The 16,024-nt window shown below is 66.3% G+C and carries 19 protein-coding genes; 11 read left to right on the top strand and 8 right to left on the bottom strand.

What is annotated here, in order from left to right:
- From PO605_RS07650 to PO605_RS07640, 3 genes are all read left to right on the top strand, one after another.
- Positions 1-498, top strand: a complete 498-nt coding sequence (locus PO605_RS07650; RefSeq protein ID WP_047472684.1) for a MaoC family dehydratase — start codon at positions 1-3, stop codon at positions 496-498.
- Positions 499-540: 42 nt separating this feature from the next.
- Positions 541-1,554, top strand: coding sequence for a Bug family tripartite tricarboxylate transporter substrate binding protein (locus PO605_RS07645; protein ID WP_047472685.1), 1,014 nt, complete (start codon positions 541-543; stop codon positions 1,552-1,554).
- 153 nt (positions 1,555-1,707) lie between these two features.
- Positions 1,708-2,799: an enoyl-CoA hydratase/isomerase family protein gene (locus PO605_RS07640; RefSeq protein WP_016448876.1), complete on the top strand. Its 1,092-nt coding sequence runs from the start codon at positions 1,708-1,710 to the stop codon at positions 2,797-2,799.
- 75 nt (positions 2,800-2,874) lie between these two features.
- Here PO605_RS07640 and PO605_RS07635 read toward each other — a convergent pair whose 3' ends face one another.
- Entirely contained in the window at positions 2,875-3,540 is a 666-nt protein-coding gene (locus tag PO605_RS07635; protein ID WP_046240364.1) for a TetR/AcrR family transcriptional regulator, read from the bottom strand.
- Between the two features lie 156 nt (positions 3,541-3,696).
- Between PO605_RS07635 and PO605_RS07630 the strand changes: the two genes are divergently transcribed.
- Positions 3,697-4,392, top strand: coding sequence for a DAPG hydrolase family protein (locus PO605_RS07630; RefSeq protein WP_272206219.1), 696 nt, complete (start codon positions 3,697-3,699; stop codon positions 4,390-4,392).
- A gap of 15 nt (positions 4,393-4,407) precedes the next feature.
- Here PO605_RS07630 and PO605_RS07625 read toward each other — a convergent pair whose 3' ends face one another.
- From PO605_RS07625 to smpB, 4 genes are all read right to left on the bottom strand, one after another.
- Positions 4,408-5,256 carry an anti-sigma factor family protein gene (locus tag PO605_RS07625; protein WP_272206218.1) on the bottom strand — a complete coding sequence of 283 codons (849 nt, stop codon included), beginning with the start codon at positions 5,254-5,256 and terminating at the stop codon, positions 4,408-4,410.
- A gap of 10 nt (positions 5,257-5,266) precedes the next feature.
- Positions 5,267-5,800 carry a sigma-70 family RNA polymerase sigma factor gene (locus PO605_RS07620; RefSeq protein WP_272206217.1) on the bottom strand — a complete coding sequence of 178 codons (534 nt, stop codon included), beginning with the start codon at positions 5,798-5,800 and terminating at the stop codon, positions 5,267-5,269.
- A gap of 30 nt (positions 5,801-5,830) precedes the next feature.
- A complete protein-coding gene (locus tag PO605_RS07615; protein ID WP_016448871.1) occupies positions 5,831-6,247 on the bottom strand; it encodes a hypothetical protein in 417 nt (138 codons plus the stop codon).
- 109 nt (positions 6,248-6,356) lie between these two features.
- On the bottom strand, positions 6,357-6,830 hold the full coding sequence (gene smpB / locus PO605_RS07610) for an SsrA-binding protein SmpB (RefSeq protein ID WP_016448870.1): 474 nt from the start codon (positions 6,828-6,830) through the stop codon (positions 6,357-6,359).
- 168 nt (positions 6,831-6,998) lie between these two features.
- Between smpB and PO605_RS07605 the strand changes: the two genes are divergently transcribed.
- Positions 6,999-7,451 carry a type II toxin-antitoxin system RatA family toxin gene (locus tag PO605_RS07605; protein ID WP_016452375.1) on the top strand — a complete coding sequence of 151 codons (453 nt, stop codon included), beginning with the start codon at positions 6,999-7,001 and terminating at the stop codon, positions 7,449-7,451.
- Positions 7,444-7,788: an RnfH family protein gene (locus PO605_RS07600; protein WP_016448868.1), complete on the top strand. Its 345-nt coding sequence runs from the start codon at positions 7,444-7,446 to the stop codon at positions 7,786-7,788. Before PO605_RS07605 ends, PO605_RS07600 begins: the two co-directional genes overlap by 8 nt.
- 19 nt (positions 7,789-7,807) lie before the next feature.
- On the opposite strand, the gene PO605_RS07595 is transcribed toward PO605_RS07600, so the two are convergent.
- The gene (locus PO605_RS07595; protein ID WP_272206216.1) at positions 7,808-8,362 is read right to left on the bottom strand and encodes a DUF4124 domain-containing protein; all 555 of its coding nucleotides are present in this window, start codon (positions 8,360-8,362) and stop codon (positions 7,808-7,810) included.
- An 84-nt stretch (positions 8,363-8,446) separates the two neighbouring features.
- Here PO605_RS07595 and guaB point away from each other — a divergent pair, with 84 nt between their 5' ends.
- Positions 8,447-9,922, top strand: a complete 1,476-nt coding sequence (guaB, locus tag PO605_RS07590; protein WP_013803023.1) for an IMP dehydrogenase — start codon at positions 8,447-8,449, stop codon at positions 9,920-9,922.
- A 113-nt stretch (positions 9,923-10,035) separates the two neighbouring features.
- On the opposite strand, the gene ilvD is transcribed toward guaB, so the two are convergent.
- Entirely contained in the window at positions 10,036-11,730 is a 1,695-nt protein-coding gene (gene ilvD / locus PO605_RS07585) for a dihydroxy-acid dehydratase (protein ID WP_047474146.1), read from the bottom strand.
- Positions 11,731-11,823: 93 nt separating this feature from the next.
- Between ilvD and PO605_RS07580 the strand changes: the two genes are divergently transcribed.
- From PO605_RS07580 to guaA, 4 genes are all read left to right on the top strand, one after another.
- Positions 11,824-12,753, top strand: coding sequence for a LysR family transcriptional regulator (locus PO605_RS07580; RefSeq protein ID WP_047474145.1), 930 nt, complete (start codon positions 11,824-11,826; stop codon positions 12,751-12,753).
- Positions 12,754-12,893: 140 nt separating this feature from the next.
- A complete protein-coding gene (locus PO605_RS07575) occupies positions 12,894-13,172 on the top strand; it encodes a type II toxin-antitoxin system Phd/YefM family antitoxin (protein ID WP_047474144.1) in 279 nt (92 codons plus the stop codon).
- Positions 13,169-13,603 carry a type II toxin-antitoxin system VapC family toxin gene (locus PO605_RS07570; RefSeq protein ID WP_012204856.1) on the top strand — a complete coding sequence of 145 codons (435 nt, stop codon included), beginning with the start codon at positions 13,169-13,171 and terminating at the stop codon, positions 13,601-13,603. The genes PO605_RS07575 and PO605_RS07570 overlap by 4 nt, the downstream gene beginning before the upstream one ends.
- A 31-nt stretch (positions 13,604-13,634) precedes the next feature.
- Complete coding sequence (guaA, locus tag PO605_RS07565; protein ID WP_272206215.1) at positions 13,635-15,251, top strand: glutamine-hydrolyzing GMP synthase; 1,617 nt, start codon at positions 13,635-13,637, stop codon at positions 15,249-15,251.
- Between the two features lie 165 nt (positions 15,252-15,416).
- On the opposite strand, the gene PO605_RS07560 is transcribed toward guaA, so the two are convergent.
- Positions 15,417-15,881 (bottom strand): WapI family immunity protein, encoded by a 465-nt coding sequence (locus PO605_RS07560; RefSeq protein ID WP_442855466.1) that lies wholly within the window; start codon positions 15,879-15,881, stop codon positions 15,417-15,419.
- Positions 15,882-16,024: the final 143 nt, after the last annotated feature.

Raw genomic sequence — 16,024 nt, 5'->3', positions numbered from 1 at the left:
ATGACAGTGAACACCCCGCAGCCCCACCCTGGCGCCGCCTGGAACGCCGTGCCCCGCATGGGCCAGGGCTTTTTCTGGCAGGACCTGCAGGTCGGCCAGCAACTGCGCACCTTCCGCCGCACCGTGACCGAATCCGACCTGGTCGCCTTCATCAATGCCACGGGCATGCTGGAGGCCATCTTCATCGAGGAGGGCTACGACGGCGGCGCCATTGCCGGCCGCCCCGTGCCGGGCGCCATGACCTATGCGCTGATCGAAGGCTTCATCCTGCAAAGCATGATCCAGGGCACGGGCCTGGCCATGCTGGAGCTGCACCAGAAGATCCTCGGCCCCGTGCTGGTGGGCGACACCATCGAGGCGCTGGTCGAGGTCACCGCCATCAGGCCCACCTCCAAGGGCAACCGCGCCGTCGTCACCTCGCGCATCGAGGTCTTCAACCAGGGCCACCAGAAGGTCATGGAATACACGGCCGTGCGCCTGCTGGCAGGGCGCAGCTAGGCGGACAAAAGAATTCCCATAACGACACCAGGAGACAACAGCATGGACAAGAAAGGCAACAAGGCCGCAGGCAGACAAGGGCGGCGCAGGGTGCTGGCCGCCGTGGCGGCCTGCATGGCAGCCGCAGCGGCAGTGCCGGGAGCGGCCCTGGCACAGCAGCCCTGGCCCAGCAAGCCCATCACGCTGGTCGTGCCTTTCCCGCCGGGCGGGCCCACCGACCTGGTGGCGCGCGTGCTGGCCCAGCAGGTCGGCCAGCAACTGGGCCAGACCGTGATCGTGGACAACCGGCCCGGCGCCAACGGCAACATCGGCAACGCCCTGGTGGCCAAGGCCGCGCCCGATGGCTACACCGTGCTCTACAACACCTCGTCCATTGCGCTGAGCCCGTCGCTCTACAAGAAGATGAGCTACGACGTGAACAAGGACCTGATGCCCGTGGCGCTGACGGCCGTGGTGCCGCTGGGCCTGGTGGTCAACCCCAAGCTGCCGGTGAAGAACGTGCAGGAGTTCGTGCGCCATGCCAGGGACAAGGCGGGCCAGCTGTCCTATGGTTCGGCCGGCAACGGCAATGTCACGCACCTGGCGGTCTTCCAGGTCGTGCAGCACTACCAGATCGAGGCCAGCCACGTGCCCTACAAGGGCAGCGCGCCGGCCGACGTGGATCTGGTGGCCGGGCAGATCGACTTCATGACCGACACCATCAACTCCGTCGCACCCTTCATCAAGGAGGGACGGCTCAAGCTGCTGGCCGTGAGTTCCTCCAAGCGCCTGCCCAACTTCCCCGATGTACCCACGCTGGCCGAAAGCGGCATGTCCGGCTTCGAGGCCGGGGCCTGGCAGGGCGTGATGGTGCCCGCTAAGACGCCAGCCGCCATCATCCAGCGGCTCAACCAGGAGCTGATGCGCGCGCTCAAGGACCCGGGCGTGGTCGAGAAGCTGCAGCTGCAGGGCGCCGAAGGCCTGGGCTCCTCGCCCGAGGAATACGGCGCCTACATCCGCAGCGAGATCAAGCGCTGGGCCGGCGTGGTCAAGAGCACGGGCGTCTCTCTGGACTGAGTGCGCTGCGGTGCGCGGCGGCTGCCCGCCCTGTCGTGCACTTGCGCAAATTGGCACCTGTTTGTCAGGGGTGGGCGCGGATTTTCAGCTATGGTTGCGGCTCATCGCCCCGGGCTGCCGGGGCAGGGCATGCATAGCAACAAGGAGCAAGATATGACGGGAGCTGCCGGCGAAGTCCTCAGCGAAGTGCGGGGCCGCATTGGCATGATCACCTTGAACCGGGCCAAGGCGCTGAACGCGCTGTCGCTGGGCATGGTGCGCGATCTGCTGGCCACCCTGCTGGCCTGGCAAAAGGACGATCAGGTGCTGGCCGTGGCCATCCGCGGCATGGGCAAGGAAGGGGCCTTCGGCGCCTTCTGCGCGGGCGGCGACATCCGTTTTCTGCACGGCGCAGGCAGCACGGGCAATCCGCAGCTGGAGGACTTCTTCACCGAGGAGTACGCGCTCAACCACCTGATCCACACCTTCGGCAAGCCCTACATCGCCTTCATGGACGGCATCGTCATGGGCGGCGGCATGGGCATCAGCCAGGGCGGCACGCTGCGCATCGTCACCGAGCGTACCAAGATGGCCATGCCCGAGACGGCCATCGGCCTGTTCCCCGATGTGGGTGGCGGCTACTTCCTATCGCGCTGCCCCGGTCACGCGGGTGAGTGGCTGGCGCTGACGGGCGACGTGATCGGCGCGGCCGACGCGCTGGACTTCGGCCTGGCCGATGGCTATCTGCCCTCGGACCAGCAGCCTGCGCTGTGGGATGCCCTGGCCGCCGGCAGCTTTGCCGATGCAGCGGCCGTCGAGGCGCTGGTGAAGTCGAAGTTCACGGCCCCGGCCAAGCCAGCGGCCCAGCCCCGCGCCGAGATCGACCGCGTGTTTGCCCTGCCCACGGTGGCTGCCATGGTGCAGGCACTGGAAGCGGCGGATGGCGAGTGGGCGCAGCACACGGCAGCCACGCTGCGCAAGCGCTCGCCGCTGATGCTGCACGTGGTGCTGGAGCAGATTCGCCGCGCACGCGGCATGACGCTGGCCCAGGACCTGCGCATGGAGCGCGACATGGTGCGCCACTGCTTTTACCTGCGCCCCGGCCAGAGCGAGACCATCGAAGGCATTCGCGCCCTGGCCGTGGACAAGGACCACCAACCGCGCTGGAACCCCGCGCGCATCGAAGACGTGCAGGACGCGCAATGGCGTGCCTTCTTCGACAGCCCCTGGCCAGTGCACTCGCACCCGCTGGCGGCGCTGGACTGATCGCGCGGCGGTTGCTCAAACCTCCAAGGGTTCAAAAGGCTATCCGGCACCGCGCCGGATGGCCTTTTTTTCGGTTCAGCGATCAGCGGGCTCCATGCGGCAGGAATGGCCTGCCAGCAGCCGTACCGCGTCGTCAATGCGCGGGCCCGGATCCCATTCGGGCACGGGCGGCGTCAGGCCCAGGGCCATCTGCCGCAGCGGCTCGGCAATGGCCATGGACAGCAACAGGTCGCAGATGACATCGGGCTGCTCTGCCCTGAGCAACCCCTTCGCGCACTGGCGCCGCAGCCAGTCCACCAGCATGCCGCGGCCGCGCTCTATGCCGTTGCGCTGGTAGACCTCCAGCAACTCGGGCTTGGCGGGGAAATCGGTGGTGAGCAGGCGGAACATCCCCACCGCCTCGGCCGACAGCACGCGCGCGGCAATCACGCGCAGGATCTCGGCCAGCGCCGGAGCCACCTCTGAGGCCGACTGCGCATCGGCCGACAGGGCGGGGCGGAAACCGTCTGTCCAGCTGCGCACCACCAGGGCCACCAGATCCTCACGGTTGGCGGCAAAGCGGTAGAGCGTCTTCTTGGCCAGCCCCGCGCGCCTGGCCACGGCTTCCATGGTGGTGGCGGCATAGCCTTCGTTGAGCAAGAGCCAGGTGGCGGCGGCCAGGGCGGCATCGTTGGCCTCGTGCTCGGGCCGGGCCGGCCGCCCGCGCGGCCTGGGGGCCGCAGGAGTGATTTCGGATTCCATTGGATTTCTTGTCGTTCCGTTCGGTGTTGTGCAGGGTCGTGCCTGGTTGTGCAGCATTTTGTTACCCGGCTGGGATTATCCGATTGTTTGGAAACGATGTTCGTTTCTTTAATATAAGATGGCTTTTCCTCATCAACCCAGGAACGGAAAACACCCATGAACTCCCATGCCTTCGAGCCCGACATTTCCCGCATCGACGAGCTGCTGCACATCACGCCGCTGCGGCTGGAGACGGGAATCCAGCGCCTGCCCAGCGGCTGTCTGGTGGTGGCCTGCCGTACCGACCTGCACGGCTGCAGCGGCCGCATGCTGGACTGGTGGTTCAAGTTCTTCGAGACCACGCAGCACATCAAGTGGTGGCATCCGCATGACCACATCGCGCATCGTGGCTGGGATGCGCAATGGAAGAAGGGCGAGAGCTATATCGGCGCGTCCATCGAAGCGGTGGAGTCCCTGGCCGATATTCCGCCCGTGGCGGCCAGGCTCAAGTTCCACGATCCGCGCGAGCTGTTCGACCCTGCGCAGCTGGAGCTGGCCTTTGCCGAAAAACGCGCATCGGCCGCCGTGTATGCGCGTATCGGCTTCGGCGAGCATGTGCAGCTGGATGCCAGCGGGGACCCCATGGGCGGGCAGATGGTGCACCTGGCGCGTGACACGCCTTTTGGCTGTGTCCTGCGCAGCCGCTTTTTGCTGGGCCAGTCCTGCGCTGACCCGGCGGCCGAGCTGCCCGACGCGCTGGGCCTGGGCCTGCTGCGCCACTGCTACACGGAGTTCACCTACCTGTCGCGCTTCCTGCCCTCGCTGTACTACGGCGAACATGGCAACGGCGAGGCGGCGCCGCTGCCTTGGTAGCCGTGGCCCCAGGCTTCAAAGCTGCTGGTGCACGGCCGTGGCCAGCTGCAGCAGCCGGTTGCGCGGCAGGGCGCCGCTGAGGGCATAGCCAAAGCCCTGGTCCACCCAGTAGAAGCTGGGCACGGGGCCGTCGCTGCTGAAGCGAAAGGCGGTCTCGCCACGCGTGGCCGGGTCCTCCAGCGCGCCCAGATACAGGGTGATGCGCTCGCCGGCCGCATCCTGGTACATGAACTGGGCGCGTGCGCCGCTGTCGCCGGGCAGCAGCCGGCCGCCCACCAGCTCATAGCCCAGTTCCGTGAGGGCTGGCAGCTTCAGCGGCCGGCCCAGCCGCTTGGAAAGCCATTGCAGCAAATGGGCCTGTTGCGCTGCCTCGACCTCGACCGGGTGGCGCTGCTCGGGCTGGTAGACCGCGTGGGCGACTGCTGCCTGATGGGCGAAGCGGGCAGGTGCGGCAGCGGCCAGCGTGTCCGCCGTTGAGGGTGCCGCAGGCGCTGCCTGCTGCCCGTGCACCAGCCAGCCCAGGCCGAAGGCCAGCAGCCAGCCTGCGGCCATGCCGCCCCAGCGCCACCATTGCTGCTGGCGCTGTTGCAGGCCCTGCAGCTGCTCGGCGGCGGCGCGCATTTCATCGGGCATGGGCGGTTCGCTGCGGGCGCCGTGCAGGGCGCGCAGCAGCTGCCGCTGGCGCTGCCATTGCTCCACGCGTGCTGCGCTGTCTGCATCCAACTGCTCGCGCAGCGCCTGTGCCTGTGGGGCCGACAGGCGGTCATCGACCAGGGCATGCAGCTGCTCGTCGGGGATGGCCGTGGCAGCCGAGACACCACAGGAGGAGGGGGAGGAGGGGGAGGTGGGGGCGGGGGCAGTCATGGCGGCCTCGTCATTTGAGCCGGCGCAGCGACGGGGCTGCGGCTTGGGGTGCAGCAGTCTGGGCGGGCGAAGCTGCGGGCGTTGCCTCCATCAGCTCGCGCAACCGGGAGCGTGCGCGCGACAGGCGCGACATCACGGTGCCCAGGGGCAGCTGCAGCACGCGCGCCGTGTCGGCATAGCTCATGTCCTCCACGCTGACCAGCAGCAGCACCGCCCGCTGCTCGGCGGGCAGGCGCTGCAGGCAGCGCTCCAGGTCCAGGGCAGCGTCGCTGCTGTCCTCGGGCGCTGCCAGGGACTCGGACAGGCTGTCGATGTCCAGCCACTGCCCTCGTGCGGCAGAGCGCCGCTGGTTCAGGTAGAGGTTGTGCATCAGGGTGAACAGCCAGGCGCGCAGATCGCCATCGGAGCGCCACAGCAGCCATTTGCGGCAGGCGCGTTCCAGCGTGTCCTGCACCAGGTCGTCGGCTGCCCAGGCATCGCCTGCCAGCAGCCGCGCGTAGCGGCGCAGGCCGGGCAGGTGCTCCAGGATCTGGCTGCGGTCCATGGGCAGGTCCGATCGCGCAGGGGGCCGGACTCAGGGGCGTGCGGTATGCCAGACGCCCATGACGCCGTCGCCCGTGGTATCGCCGGCCTTGCCGTCCTTCACCCAGTAGTACAGGGGCTTGCCCTTGTAGGCGATCTGGCTGCTGCCATCGTCGCGCTGGATCACGCTGTAGTTGCCGCCAGAGGGCGCCTGCTTGCCCATCAGGGGCGGCCAGTTGGTCGCGCAGGGGCCATTGCAGACGGACTTGCCACTGCCGGCCGTGTCCTTGTCGAAGGTATAGAGCGTCATGCCGTTGGCGCCGACCAGAATGCCGTTTTGCACGCTGACCGCACTGGGCGGCGTCTGGCCAGAGGCGTTGGCCGCAGGCGCGGAATAGCAGCCTGCCAGGGCCAATGTCAGGGCTGCCGTGAAGGCACAGGTACCAAGTTTCATGCCGAGCTTCTTCATCGCTGTCTCCGGTGCTTGCCGGCGCGCGAAATTGCGGCCGGACACTGCAATGAACACTGGGCCGTGCCGGTTTATTCCGCAGCAGTGCAAAAAAAGCTGCGGATGCCCGTCAACGGTTGAAGCTCTTCATGGCGCGCTCGACCTCGCGCTTGCCTTCGCGGTCCTTGATCACGTCGCGCTTGTCGTGCTCGGCCTTGCCCTTGGCCAGGGCAATGTCGCATTTGACATAGCCGTTCTTCCAGTGAAGGTTGATGGGCACCAGGGTGAAGCCCTTTTGCTCCACCTTGCCGATCAGGCGCAGGATGTCGTCCTTCTTGAGCAGCAGTTTCTTGATGCGCGCCGCGTCGGGGTTGACGTGGGTGGAGGCGGTCTTGAGCGGGTTGATCTGGCAGCCGAGCAGGAACAGCTCGCCGTCCTTGACGATGACGTAGCCGTCCGTCAACTGCACCTTGCCGCTGCGCAGTGCCTTCACTTCCCAGCCGTGCAGCACGATGCCGGCCTCGAAGCGTTCCTCGAAGAAGTAGTTGAATGCGGCTTTTTTGTTGTCGGCGATGCGCGACTGTGTTTCAGGTTTCTTGGCCATGGAGTAATAGATGCGGCGAAAACCTGGAGATGAAAGGTCTCCCTACAATACTGGATTGCCGTCTTCCCGCCGTGCGGGATTTTAGTTTCGCCTTGCCGTCATTGTGACAGCCGGCTGTGCCATGGCGGCGCTGCCGGTGTTTTGCATGCCGTGCAGCCCGCCCCATTCATGAAAAAAGTCAACAAGTCCGTCCTGATCTGGTACAGCCCCCAAGAAATGTTTGCCCTGGTGACGGACGTGGCCCACTATGCCGACTTCCTTCCCTGGTGCGATCAGGCCAGGGTGCTGGAGCAGGACGAGCAGGGCATGACGGCCGAGGTGGGCATTGCATTCGGCGGCATGCGCAAGTCCTTCGTCACGCGCAACACGCACAGCGTGCTCGACGATGGCGGGCGCCAGGTCAGCATCCGCCTGATCAAGGGGCCGTTCTCGCGGCTGGAGGGCCACTGGATGTTCCGCCCCGTGGGCGACGGATCGCAGCGCGCCTGCCGTGTCGAACTGCAACTGGACTACGGTTTCGACAACATGGCCCTGGCCGCCGTGGTCGGCCCGGTGTTCGACCGCATTGCAGGCTCCATGGTCGATGCCTTCATCAAGCGTGCCGAGCAGGTCTATGGCTGAGCCCCAGCCCGCTGTGCGCATCACGCTGGCCTGCAGTGCGCGCGCCGGCGAAGTCGTCGAGCTGTTTCTGCAATTGCCGGCCGGTGCCACGATTGCCGATGCGGTGGCGGCGGCGGGCGGCTGGCAGGCGCTGGGCTTTGCGCAGGCCGGGCCGGCAGGCCTGTGGGGCCGCAGCGCGCCTTTGACGCAAGCCCTGCGCGACGGTGACCGAGTGGAGCTGTACCGGCCCTTGACCGTGGACCCCAAGGTGGCGCGCCGCGAGCGTTTCGCACGCCAGGGCGCTCGGGCCACGGGGCTGTTCCAGCGCCAGAGGCCTGGAGCCAAGGCCGGCTACTGAGCCGGCCCGGATTCGGCGATCAGCGCATTGCGCCGCAATCGGAGGCGATGATGGCGTCGGCGCGCTTGAGTTCCGCATCGCGCGTGGCGTCGTCCATGAAGCCGCGCTCGCCCTGCTCATTCGTGTAGCCCAGCAGGCGGCCCGAAGACAGCGCGGTCTTGGACTGCTTGGCGCGTGCGCAGTTGTCCTGGCGCTGCTTGGCAATCCGTTCCTTTTCCGCCTTGGCCTTGGCGGCCTCCTGGGCTTCGGCCTTGCGCTTTTGCTCTTCCAGGGCCTTGTCGGTGCCTGCGGACTTGGTGTCCTTGGCGGCTGCAGCAGGTGCTGCCGGTGCCCCGGCGTCCGCCGCAGGCGCCGTGCCTGCATCCGCAGCTGCCGCAGCGGCGGAGGGCGCGGCGGCAGGCGGCGGTGTGCTGCCGCCAGGCTGGCGCAGGATGTTCTTGGCGGGAATGTCAGGAGGCGGTGCGCGGTCGCTGAAGACCTTGCGGCCTGTGGCGTCGACCCATTGCCACTGGGCGGCTGCGGGCAGCGAACAGGCGGCAAGCGTGACTAGCAAAACAAGCTTGATGGCGTGCATGGTGAGTTGGGGATCGGGCCGAATGGCCTACAGCATACATTGTGATCCGGCGCACGGGTACAATCCTTCTTTTGGAGCTCTCACATGCGCCTTCTCGGTAAAGCCCTGACCTTCGACGACGTCCTTCTGGTCCCCGCTTTCTCCCAGGTCCTGCCCAAGGACACTTCGCTCAAGACGCGCTTTTCGCGCAACATCTCCCTGAACATTCCCCTTGTGTCCGCCGCCATGGACACCGTGACCGAGGCGCGTCTGGCCATTGCCATCGCGCAAGAGGGCGGTATCGGCGTCATCCACAAGAACATGACGGCCGAGCAGCAGGCCGCCGAAGTGTCCAAGGTCAAGCGCCACGAATCCGGCGTGGTGCACGACCCCGTGGTCATCACCCCCGAGCACACCGTGCTGCAGGTGCTGCAGCTGTCCGAGAATCTCGGCATCTCGGGTTTCCCCGTCTGCGACGGCGGCAAGGTGGTGGGCATCGTCACCAGCCGCGACCTGCGCTTCGAGACCCGCTACGACGTCAAGGTCAGCCAGATCATGACGCCGCGCGAGCGCCTGATCACCGTCAACGAGAAGGACGGCACCACGCCCGTGGAAGCCAAGGCCCTGCTCAACAAGCACAAGCTCGAACGCATCCTGGTCGTGAACGACGCCTTTGAACTCAAGGGCCTGATCACCGTCAAGGACATCACCAAGCAGACCACCTTCCCCAACGCAGCGCGTGACAGCGCAGGCCGCCTGCGCGTGGCCGCCGCCGTGGGCGTGGGCGAGGGCACCGAGCAGCGCGTGGAGCTGCTGGTCAAGGCCGGCGTCGATGCGCTGGTGGTGGACACGGCCCACGGCCACAGCAAGGGCGTGATCGACCGCGTGCGCTGGGTCAAGCAGAACTACCCGCAGGTCGATGTCATCGGCGGCAACATCGCCACCGGCGCCGCTGCGCTGGCACTGGCCGAGGCAGGCGCCGACGCCGTCAAGGTCGGCATCGGCCCCGGCTCCATCTGCACCACGCGCATCGTCGCCGGTGTGGGCGTGCCCCAGATCATGGCTATCGACAGCGTGGCCCAGGCCCTGCAGGGCACGGGCGTGCCGCTGATCGCCGACGGCGGCATCCGCTTCTCGGGCGACATCGCCAAGGCCCTGGCCGCTGGCGCCTCGACCATCATGATGGGCGGCATGTTCGCCGGCACCGAAGAGGCGCCGGGCGAAGTCATCCTGTACCAGGGCCGTTCGTACAAGAGCTATCGCGGCATGGGGTCCATCGGCGCCATGCAGCAGGGCTCGGCCGACCGCTACTTCCAGGAATCGAGCACCGGCAATCCCAACGCCGACAAGCTCGTGCCCGAAGGCATCGAAGGCCGCGTGCCCTACAAGGGCTCCATGGTCTCCATCGTCTACCAGATGGCCGGCGGCGTGCGCGCTGCCATGGGCTACTGCGGCTGCGCCACCATCGAAGAGATGAACAACACGGCCGAGTTCGTGGAGATCACCGCCGCAGGCATCCGTGAATCGCACGTGCATGACGTGCAGATCACCAAGGAAGCGCCCAACTACCGCGCCGACTGATCCAGGTCCAGCGCCTTGGCGCGAGATGGAAAAGAGGTCCGGGCAGCCACTGCCCGGACCTCTTTTTTTCGTGCGCTCACGAAGCTCAGATGGTGAAGCTCAGATGACGACGCTCAAATGGCGAAGTTGTCCAGCACCGCGCCCGAGCTGGCGCTCGATGCGTTGAACGCGAACTTGGCCTGCACGCCCCGCGTGTAGCGTGGCGCGGGGGCCTTCCATGCCGCACGGCGCTGGGCGAGCACGTCTTCGGGCACGTTCAGCTGCAGCTGCAATGCGTGCGCGTCGATGGTGATCGAGTCGCCCTCATGCACCAGCGCGATGGTGCCGCCCACAGCCGCTTCCGGCGCCACGTGGCCGACCACCATGCCCCAGGTGCCGCCGGAGAAGCGGCCATCGGTGATCAGGCCCACGCTCTCGCCCAGGCCGGCGCCGATCAGGGCGCCCGTGGGGGCCAGCATTTCCGGCATGCCGGGGCCGCCCTTGGGGCCCAGGTAGCGCAGCACCATCACGTCGCCGGCCTGTATCCGGCCGTCGAGGATGGCCGCCAGTGCCGATTGCTCATCGTCGAACACGCGTGCCGGGCCGGTGATGACCGGGTTCTTCAGGCCCGTGATCTTGGCCACCGCACCTTCCGGGCTCAGGTTGCCCTTGAGGATGGCCAGGTGGCCCTGCGGGTAGAGCGCATCCGAGAGGGGGCGGATGACCTGGGGGTTAGGCGGTTCGTCAGGCACGCCGGCCAGGGTCTCGGCGATGGTCTGGCCCGAGATGGTGATGCAGTCGCCGTGCAGCAGGCCCGCATTCAGCAGGATCTTCATCACCTGCGGGATGCCGCCCGCCTGGTGCAGGTCCACCGCCAGGTATCTGCCGCTGGGCTTGAGATCGCACAGCACCGGCACCCGCTGGCGGATGCGCTCGAAGTCGTCGATGGACCAGGGCACGCCGGCCGCATGGGCGATCGCGAGAAAGTGCAGCACGGCATTGGTGGAGCCCCCGGTCGCCATGATCACCGAGACCGCGTTCTCGATGGACTTGCGCGTCACGATATCGCGCGGCTTGAGGTCCATCTTGATGGCCTCGATCAGCACCCTGGCGGATTCCTTGGCCGAGTTCTCCTTTTCATCATGGGGATTGGCCATGGTGGAGGAGTAGGGCAGGCTCATGCCCAGCGCCTCGAACGCGCTCGACATGGTGTTGGCGGTGTACATGCCGCCGCACGAGCCCGTGCCGGGAATGGCGTGCTGCTCGATGTCCTTGAGCTCCTGGTCGCTGATCTTTCCCGCGGCGTTCTCGCCGACGGCCTCGAACACGCTGACGATGTTCAGGTCCCGGCCTTTCCACCTGCCGGGCAGGATGGTGCCGCCGTAGACATAGATGGCCGGCACATTGGCGCGCAGCATGCCCATCATGCCGCCCGGCATGTTCTTGTCGCAGCCGCCGACCACCAGCACGCCATCCATCCACTGGCCGCCCACGCAGGTCTCTATGCAGTCGGCGATCACCTCGCGGCTGACCAGCGAGTACTTCATGCCTTCCGTGCCCATGGACATGCCGTCCGAGATGGTCGGCGTGCCGAACACCTGCGCGTTGCCACCGGCCTCCTCGATGCCTGCGATGGCCGCGTCCGCCAGCCTTTGCAGGCCGGAGTTGCACGGCGTGATCGTGCTGTGGCCGTTGGCCACGCCGACCATGGGCTTCTTGAAATCCTCTTCCTTGTAGCCCATGCCGTAGAACATGGAGCGGTTGGCTGCGCGCGCCTTGCCTTCGGTGATGTGGGCGCTTCGGCGGTTGATCTGGTTCGGCGGGGTCATGGCATGTCTCTCGTTGTGGGGGTTGGATGAGTATGGGCCGACTGATTCATCTGATCCAATCCTATTCATCGGCATGATTGATATGCTGCGCATATGAATGAGCCCCCCATTGATCTGCGCGTCTGGCGGCAATTCCTGGCCGTGGCGGACGAGCTGCACTTCGGCCGCGCCGCGTCACGCCTGCACATGACGCAGCCGCCGCTCACACAGGCCATCGCCCAGCTGGAGCGCAGCCTGGACGTGGCGCTGTTCGAGCGCTCGAGCCGCCACGTCGCGCTGACGCCCGCCGGCGAGGCGCTTGTGCCGCAGGTGCGTGAGCTTCTGGCGCGGGCGGCAGCGCTGCCCGGGATTGCGCGGGCTGCGGCAGCGGGAGAAGTGGGGCGCGTGCGGCTGGCCTTTGTCTCCACCATCGGCTTCACCCGGCTGCCGCTGTGGGTGCGGGACTTCGTTGCAGGAACGCCCGGTGTGGCGCTGGAGCTGGTCGAGGCCACCAGCGATGTGCAGATGGAGGCATTCGAGCGCGGGCAGATCGATGCCGGGCTCATGCTGCATGCCCCGGGGCATGCGCCGGCCGGCCTGGAGCGCCTGGCCGTGGGACGGGAAGCCATGGTGCTGGCCCTGCCGCAGCAGCATGCGCTTGCCGGTGCGGACCGGCTGATGCTCGACGAAGTGCTGGAGCAGCCGCTGGTGATCTTTCCGCGCCGCATCATGCCCTCGCTCCATGACGCGGTGACGGATCTGTACCGACGGCACGGACATGTGCCGCGCATCGCGCAGCAGGCGATACAGATGCAGACCATCGTGAACCTGGTCTGGGGCGGCATCGGCCTGGCCTGGGTGCCCGCCAGCGTGATGCAGTTCTGCAGGCCCGGCGTGGTCTACCGCGAGGTGGTTTTCGCCAGCGCCCGTGCAGGCAGCAAGGCCGTTGCCCTGCCGGTCTGCGAGACCAGCCTGGCCTGGCCTGCCGGAGCCATGTCGCCCGCGCTGGCGCGGTTTGTCGGCTTCGTGCGCGAACAGCGCTGAGTGGCGTTCACCGACAGCCCCCCGAGGCAAGGCCCGCGAATATCCGCATGGTTCTGGTCTGAATTTTTGGAAATTCTGGCCAGAATGATAGAATTCGGGCCAGGCCGGACACCAGGCCTGCTTTTGTTTTCAGCCCCGCCATGCAATCTGTCGGCATCTACGAAGCCAAGACCCGTTTCTCCGCCCTGATCGAACTTGTCGAGCAGGGCGAGGAAGTGCGCATCACCCGCCACGGCAAGGAAGTGGTGCGCATGCTGCCGGTGCGCCGCCGCCCCGTGATCACCGACGAGCAGATCGCCCGCGAGCTGGAGCAGATGCAGGCGCTGCAGGCCACGGTGCGGCCAGCCCAGCCGGCACAGGCGGCACAGGCGCCGGACTCCACCACCCGACTGCGCCACGCAGGCCGGAGCCAGGCATGACCTCCTTCGTGCTTGATGCCTCCGTCACCGCCGCCTGGCTGCTGCCCGATGCCGCCAGCGTGCACACCCAGCGCCTGTATACCCGCATCCGCCGCCACGAAGTGGACCCGCAGGCGCCCAACCTCTGGCAGTGGGAATGCGGCAACCTGATCGCCTCGGGCGTGCACGGCGGCCGCATTCCGCACAGCTCGGTCGAAGGCCTGTGGGGCGTGCTCGAGGCCATCCGCCACCGCGTGGAACTGCACGAGTTGGCGCCCGCCCAGCACAAGGCCGTGCTCGACGTGGCGCTGGACACCCGCCTGCCGGTCTATGACGCGGCCTACCTGTGGCTGGCGCAGTCGCTGCGCCTGCCGCTGGCCACCTTTGACGCAGCCCAGGCCGCCGCCGCACGCAAGCGCGGGCTGGCGCTGCTGGCCCCTGAAGATTTCTGATCCCCTCCCATCACCTTTGCCTGAGATGACCATGCAACACGACAAGATCCTCATTCTTGACTTCGGCTCCCAAGTCACCCAGCTGATCGCCCGCCGCGTGCGCGAAGCCCATGTCTACTGCGAAGTCCACCCCTGCGACGTCAGCAGCGACTGGGTGCGTGAATTCGCCGCCGACGGCCGCCTCAAGGGCGTGATCCTGTCGGGCAGCCACGCCAGCGTCTACGAAGTGGACGACCGCGCCCCCGACGCCGTGTTCGAGCTGGGCATTCCCGTGCTGGGCATCTGCTACGGCATGCAGACCATGGCCACCCAGCTGGGCGGCAAGGTCGAAGGCTCGCACACCCGCGAATTCGGCTACGCCGAAGTGCGCGCCCATGGCCACACCGAACTGCTCAAGGGCATCGAGGACTTCACCACGGCCGAAGGCCACGGCATGCTCAAGGTCTGGATGAGCCACGGCGACAAGGTCACCGAGTTGCCCCCGGGCTTCAAGGTCATGGCCTCCACGCCGTCCTGCCCCATCGCCGGCATGGCCGACGAGGCGCGCCGCTTCTACGCCGTCCAGTTCCACCCCGAAGTCACGCACACCGTGCAGGGCGCGGCCCTGCTCAACCGCTTCGTGCGCGAGATCTGCGCGGCGAATGCCGACTGGATCATGGGCGACTACATCGAGGAAGCCGTCGCCAAAATCCGCGAGCAGGTGGGCGATGAGGAAGTCATCCTCGGCCTGTCGGGCGGCGTGGATTCGTCCGTGGCTGCAGCCCTGATCCACCGCGCCATCGGCGACCAGCTGACCTGCGTCTTCGTGGACCACGGCCTGCTGCGCCTGAACGAAGGCGACATGGTCATGGAAATGTTCGAAGGCAAGCTGCACGCCAAGGTCATCCGCGTGGACGCCAGCGACCTGTTCCTGGGCAAGCTGGCCGGCGTCAGCGAGCCCGAGGCCAAGCGCAAGATCATCGGCGGCCTGTTCGTGGACGTCTTCAAGGCCGAGGCCGCCAAGCTCAAGGCCGGCGATGCAGGCCACAAGGGCGCCACCTTCCTGGCCCAGGGCACCATCTACCCCGACGTCATCGAGTCGGGCGGTGCCAAGAGCAAGAAGGCCGTCACCATCAAGAGCCACCACAACGTCGGCGGCCTGCCCGAGCAGCTCGGCCTGAAGCTGCTCGAGCCCCTGCGCGACCTGTTCAAGGACGAAGTGCGCGAACTCGGCGTGGCCCTGGGCCTGCCGCGCGAAATGGTCTACCGCCACCCCTTCCCGGGCCCGGGCCTGGGCGTTCGCATCCTGGGTGAAGTCAAGAAGGAATACGCCGACCTGCTGCGCCGCGCCGACGCCATCTTCATCGAGGAACTGCGCAACTGGACCGACGAAGCCACCGGCAAGAACTGGTACGACCTCACCAGCCAGGCCTTCACCGTCTTCCTGCCCGTCAAGAGCGTGGGCGTCATGGGCGACGGCCGCACCTACGACTACGTCGTGGCCCTGCGCGCCGTGCAGACCAGCGACTTCATGACCGCCGACTGGGCCGAGCTGCCCTACGGCCTGCTCAAGAAGGTGTCTGGCCGGATCATCAACGAAGTGCGCGGCATCAACCGCGTGACCTACGACGTTTCGACTAAGCCGCCGGCGACGATTGAGTGGGAATGATTGCGCAATAGGAAACGGCCGGGGTCGTCCGGCCGTATTTCCGCATCAAGCCCGCATCAATGCGGGCTTTTTTGTTTCTGACTTTGGCAAGGCTGGAATTATCTGGGCCCAATGCATTAAATTTTGTGATTGTGCTGAGCTCTGGGTAAATTGTGCTATCGGCTCTTAATGGCCGCGGAATTCCAGCAATTCATCCAGGTCACGGATCCATTCGGGAAGAAAGCTCTGATCCAATCCGAACGAGCCTTTGAGCTCGGGGCCGTCCGGGGAGTCCTTCATGGTGTATTGCGCGAACAGGTGGCCCCATGCGTTCGCCACCCCGATGGCAAGCAGAAATTGAGGCTCGATCCCCGAGAGTTGGACAGGTTCAATATCAAAATTGCCCGCTATCAATGATCCATAGGCCTGTGAAAGGTCTTGCTGGAATTTTTTGATTTCGGCTGGCATTGTCAACCACTGAACACTGCCCGAAAAATTGCCGTCCGTGATTTTTACATTGAGGGTCAACCAGTCCCTATAAGGGACGCCATCTTCCTCGATGGAACGAGAAGTCGGCACGATATCGAATTTGAAGTCATCGAAATCAATGGTCAGCATGTTTGTTTGTATGGAAATGAGAAATGGTTCCATCGTGCCTCGCGACAGAGATCCAGCTAGTTTGAGGGGTAACGCGCAGGGTCCCAGACCTTGTCCGCCTTGCTGTGTGCTGGTGGCGCATGGGCTGCGGCCGAGCTCCCCGCAGCTTTGATCACAGACGCACGAAAGAGGGCTGA

Source organism: Delftia sp. DT-2, from assembly GCF_028401915.1.
GTDB classification, from domain to species: Bacteria; Pseudomonadota; Gammaproteobacteria; order Burkholderiales; family Burkholderiaceae_C; genus Comamonas; species Comamonas tsuruhatensis.
This window is presented reverse-complemented; position numbering and strand designations above follow the sequence as displayed.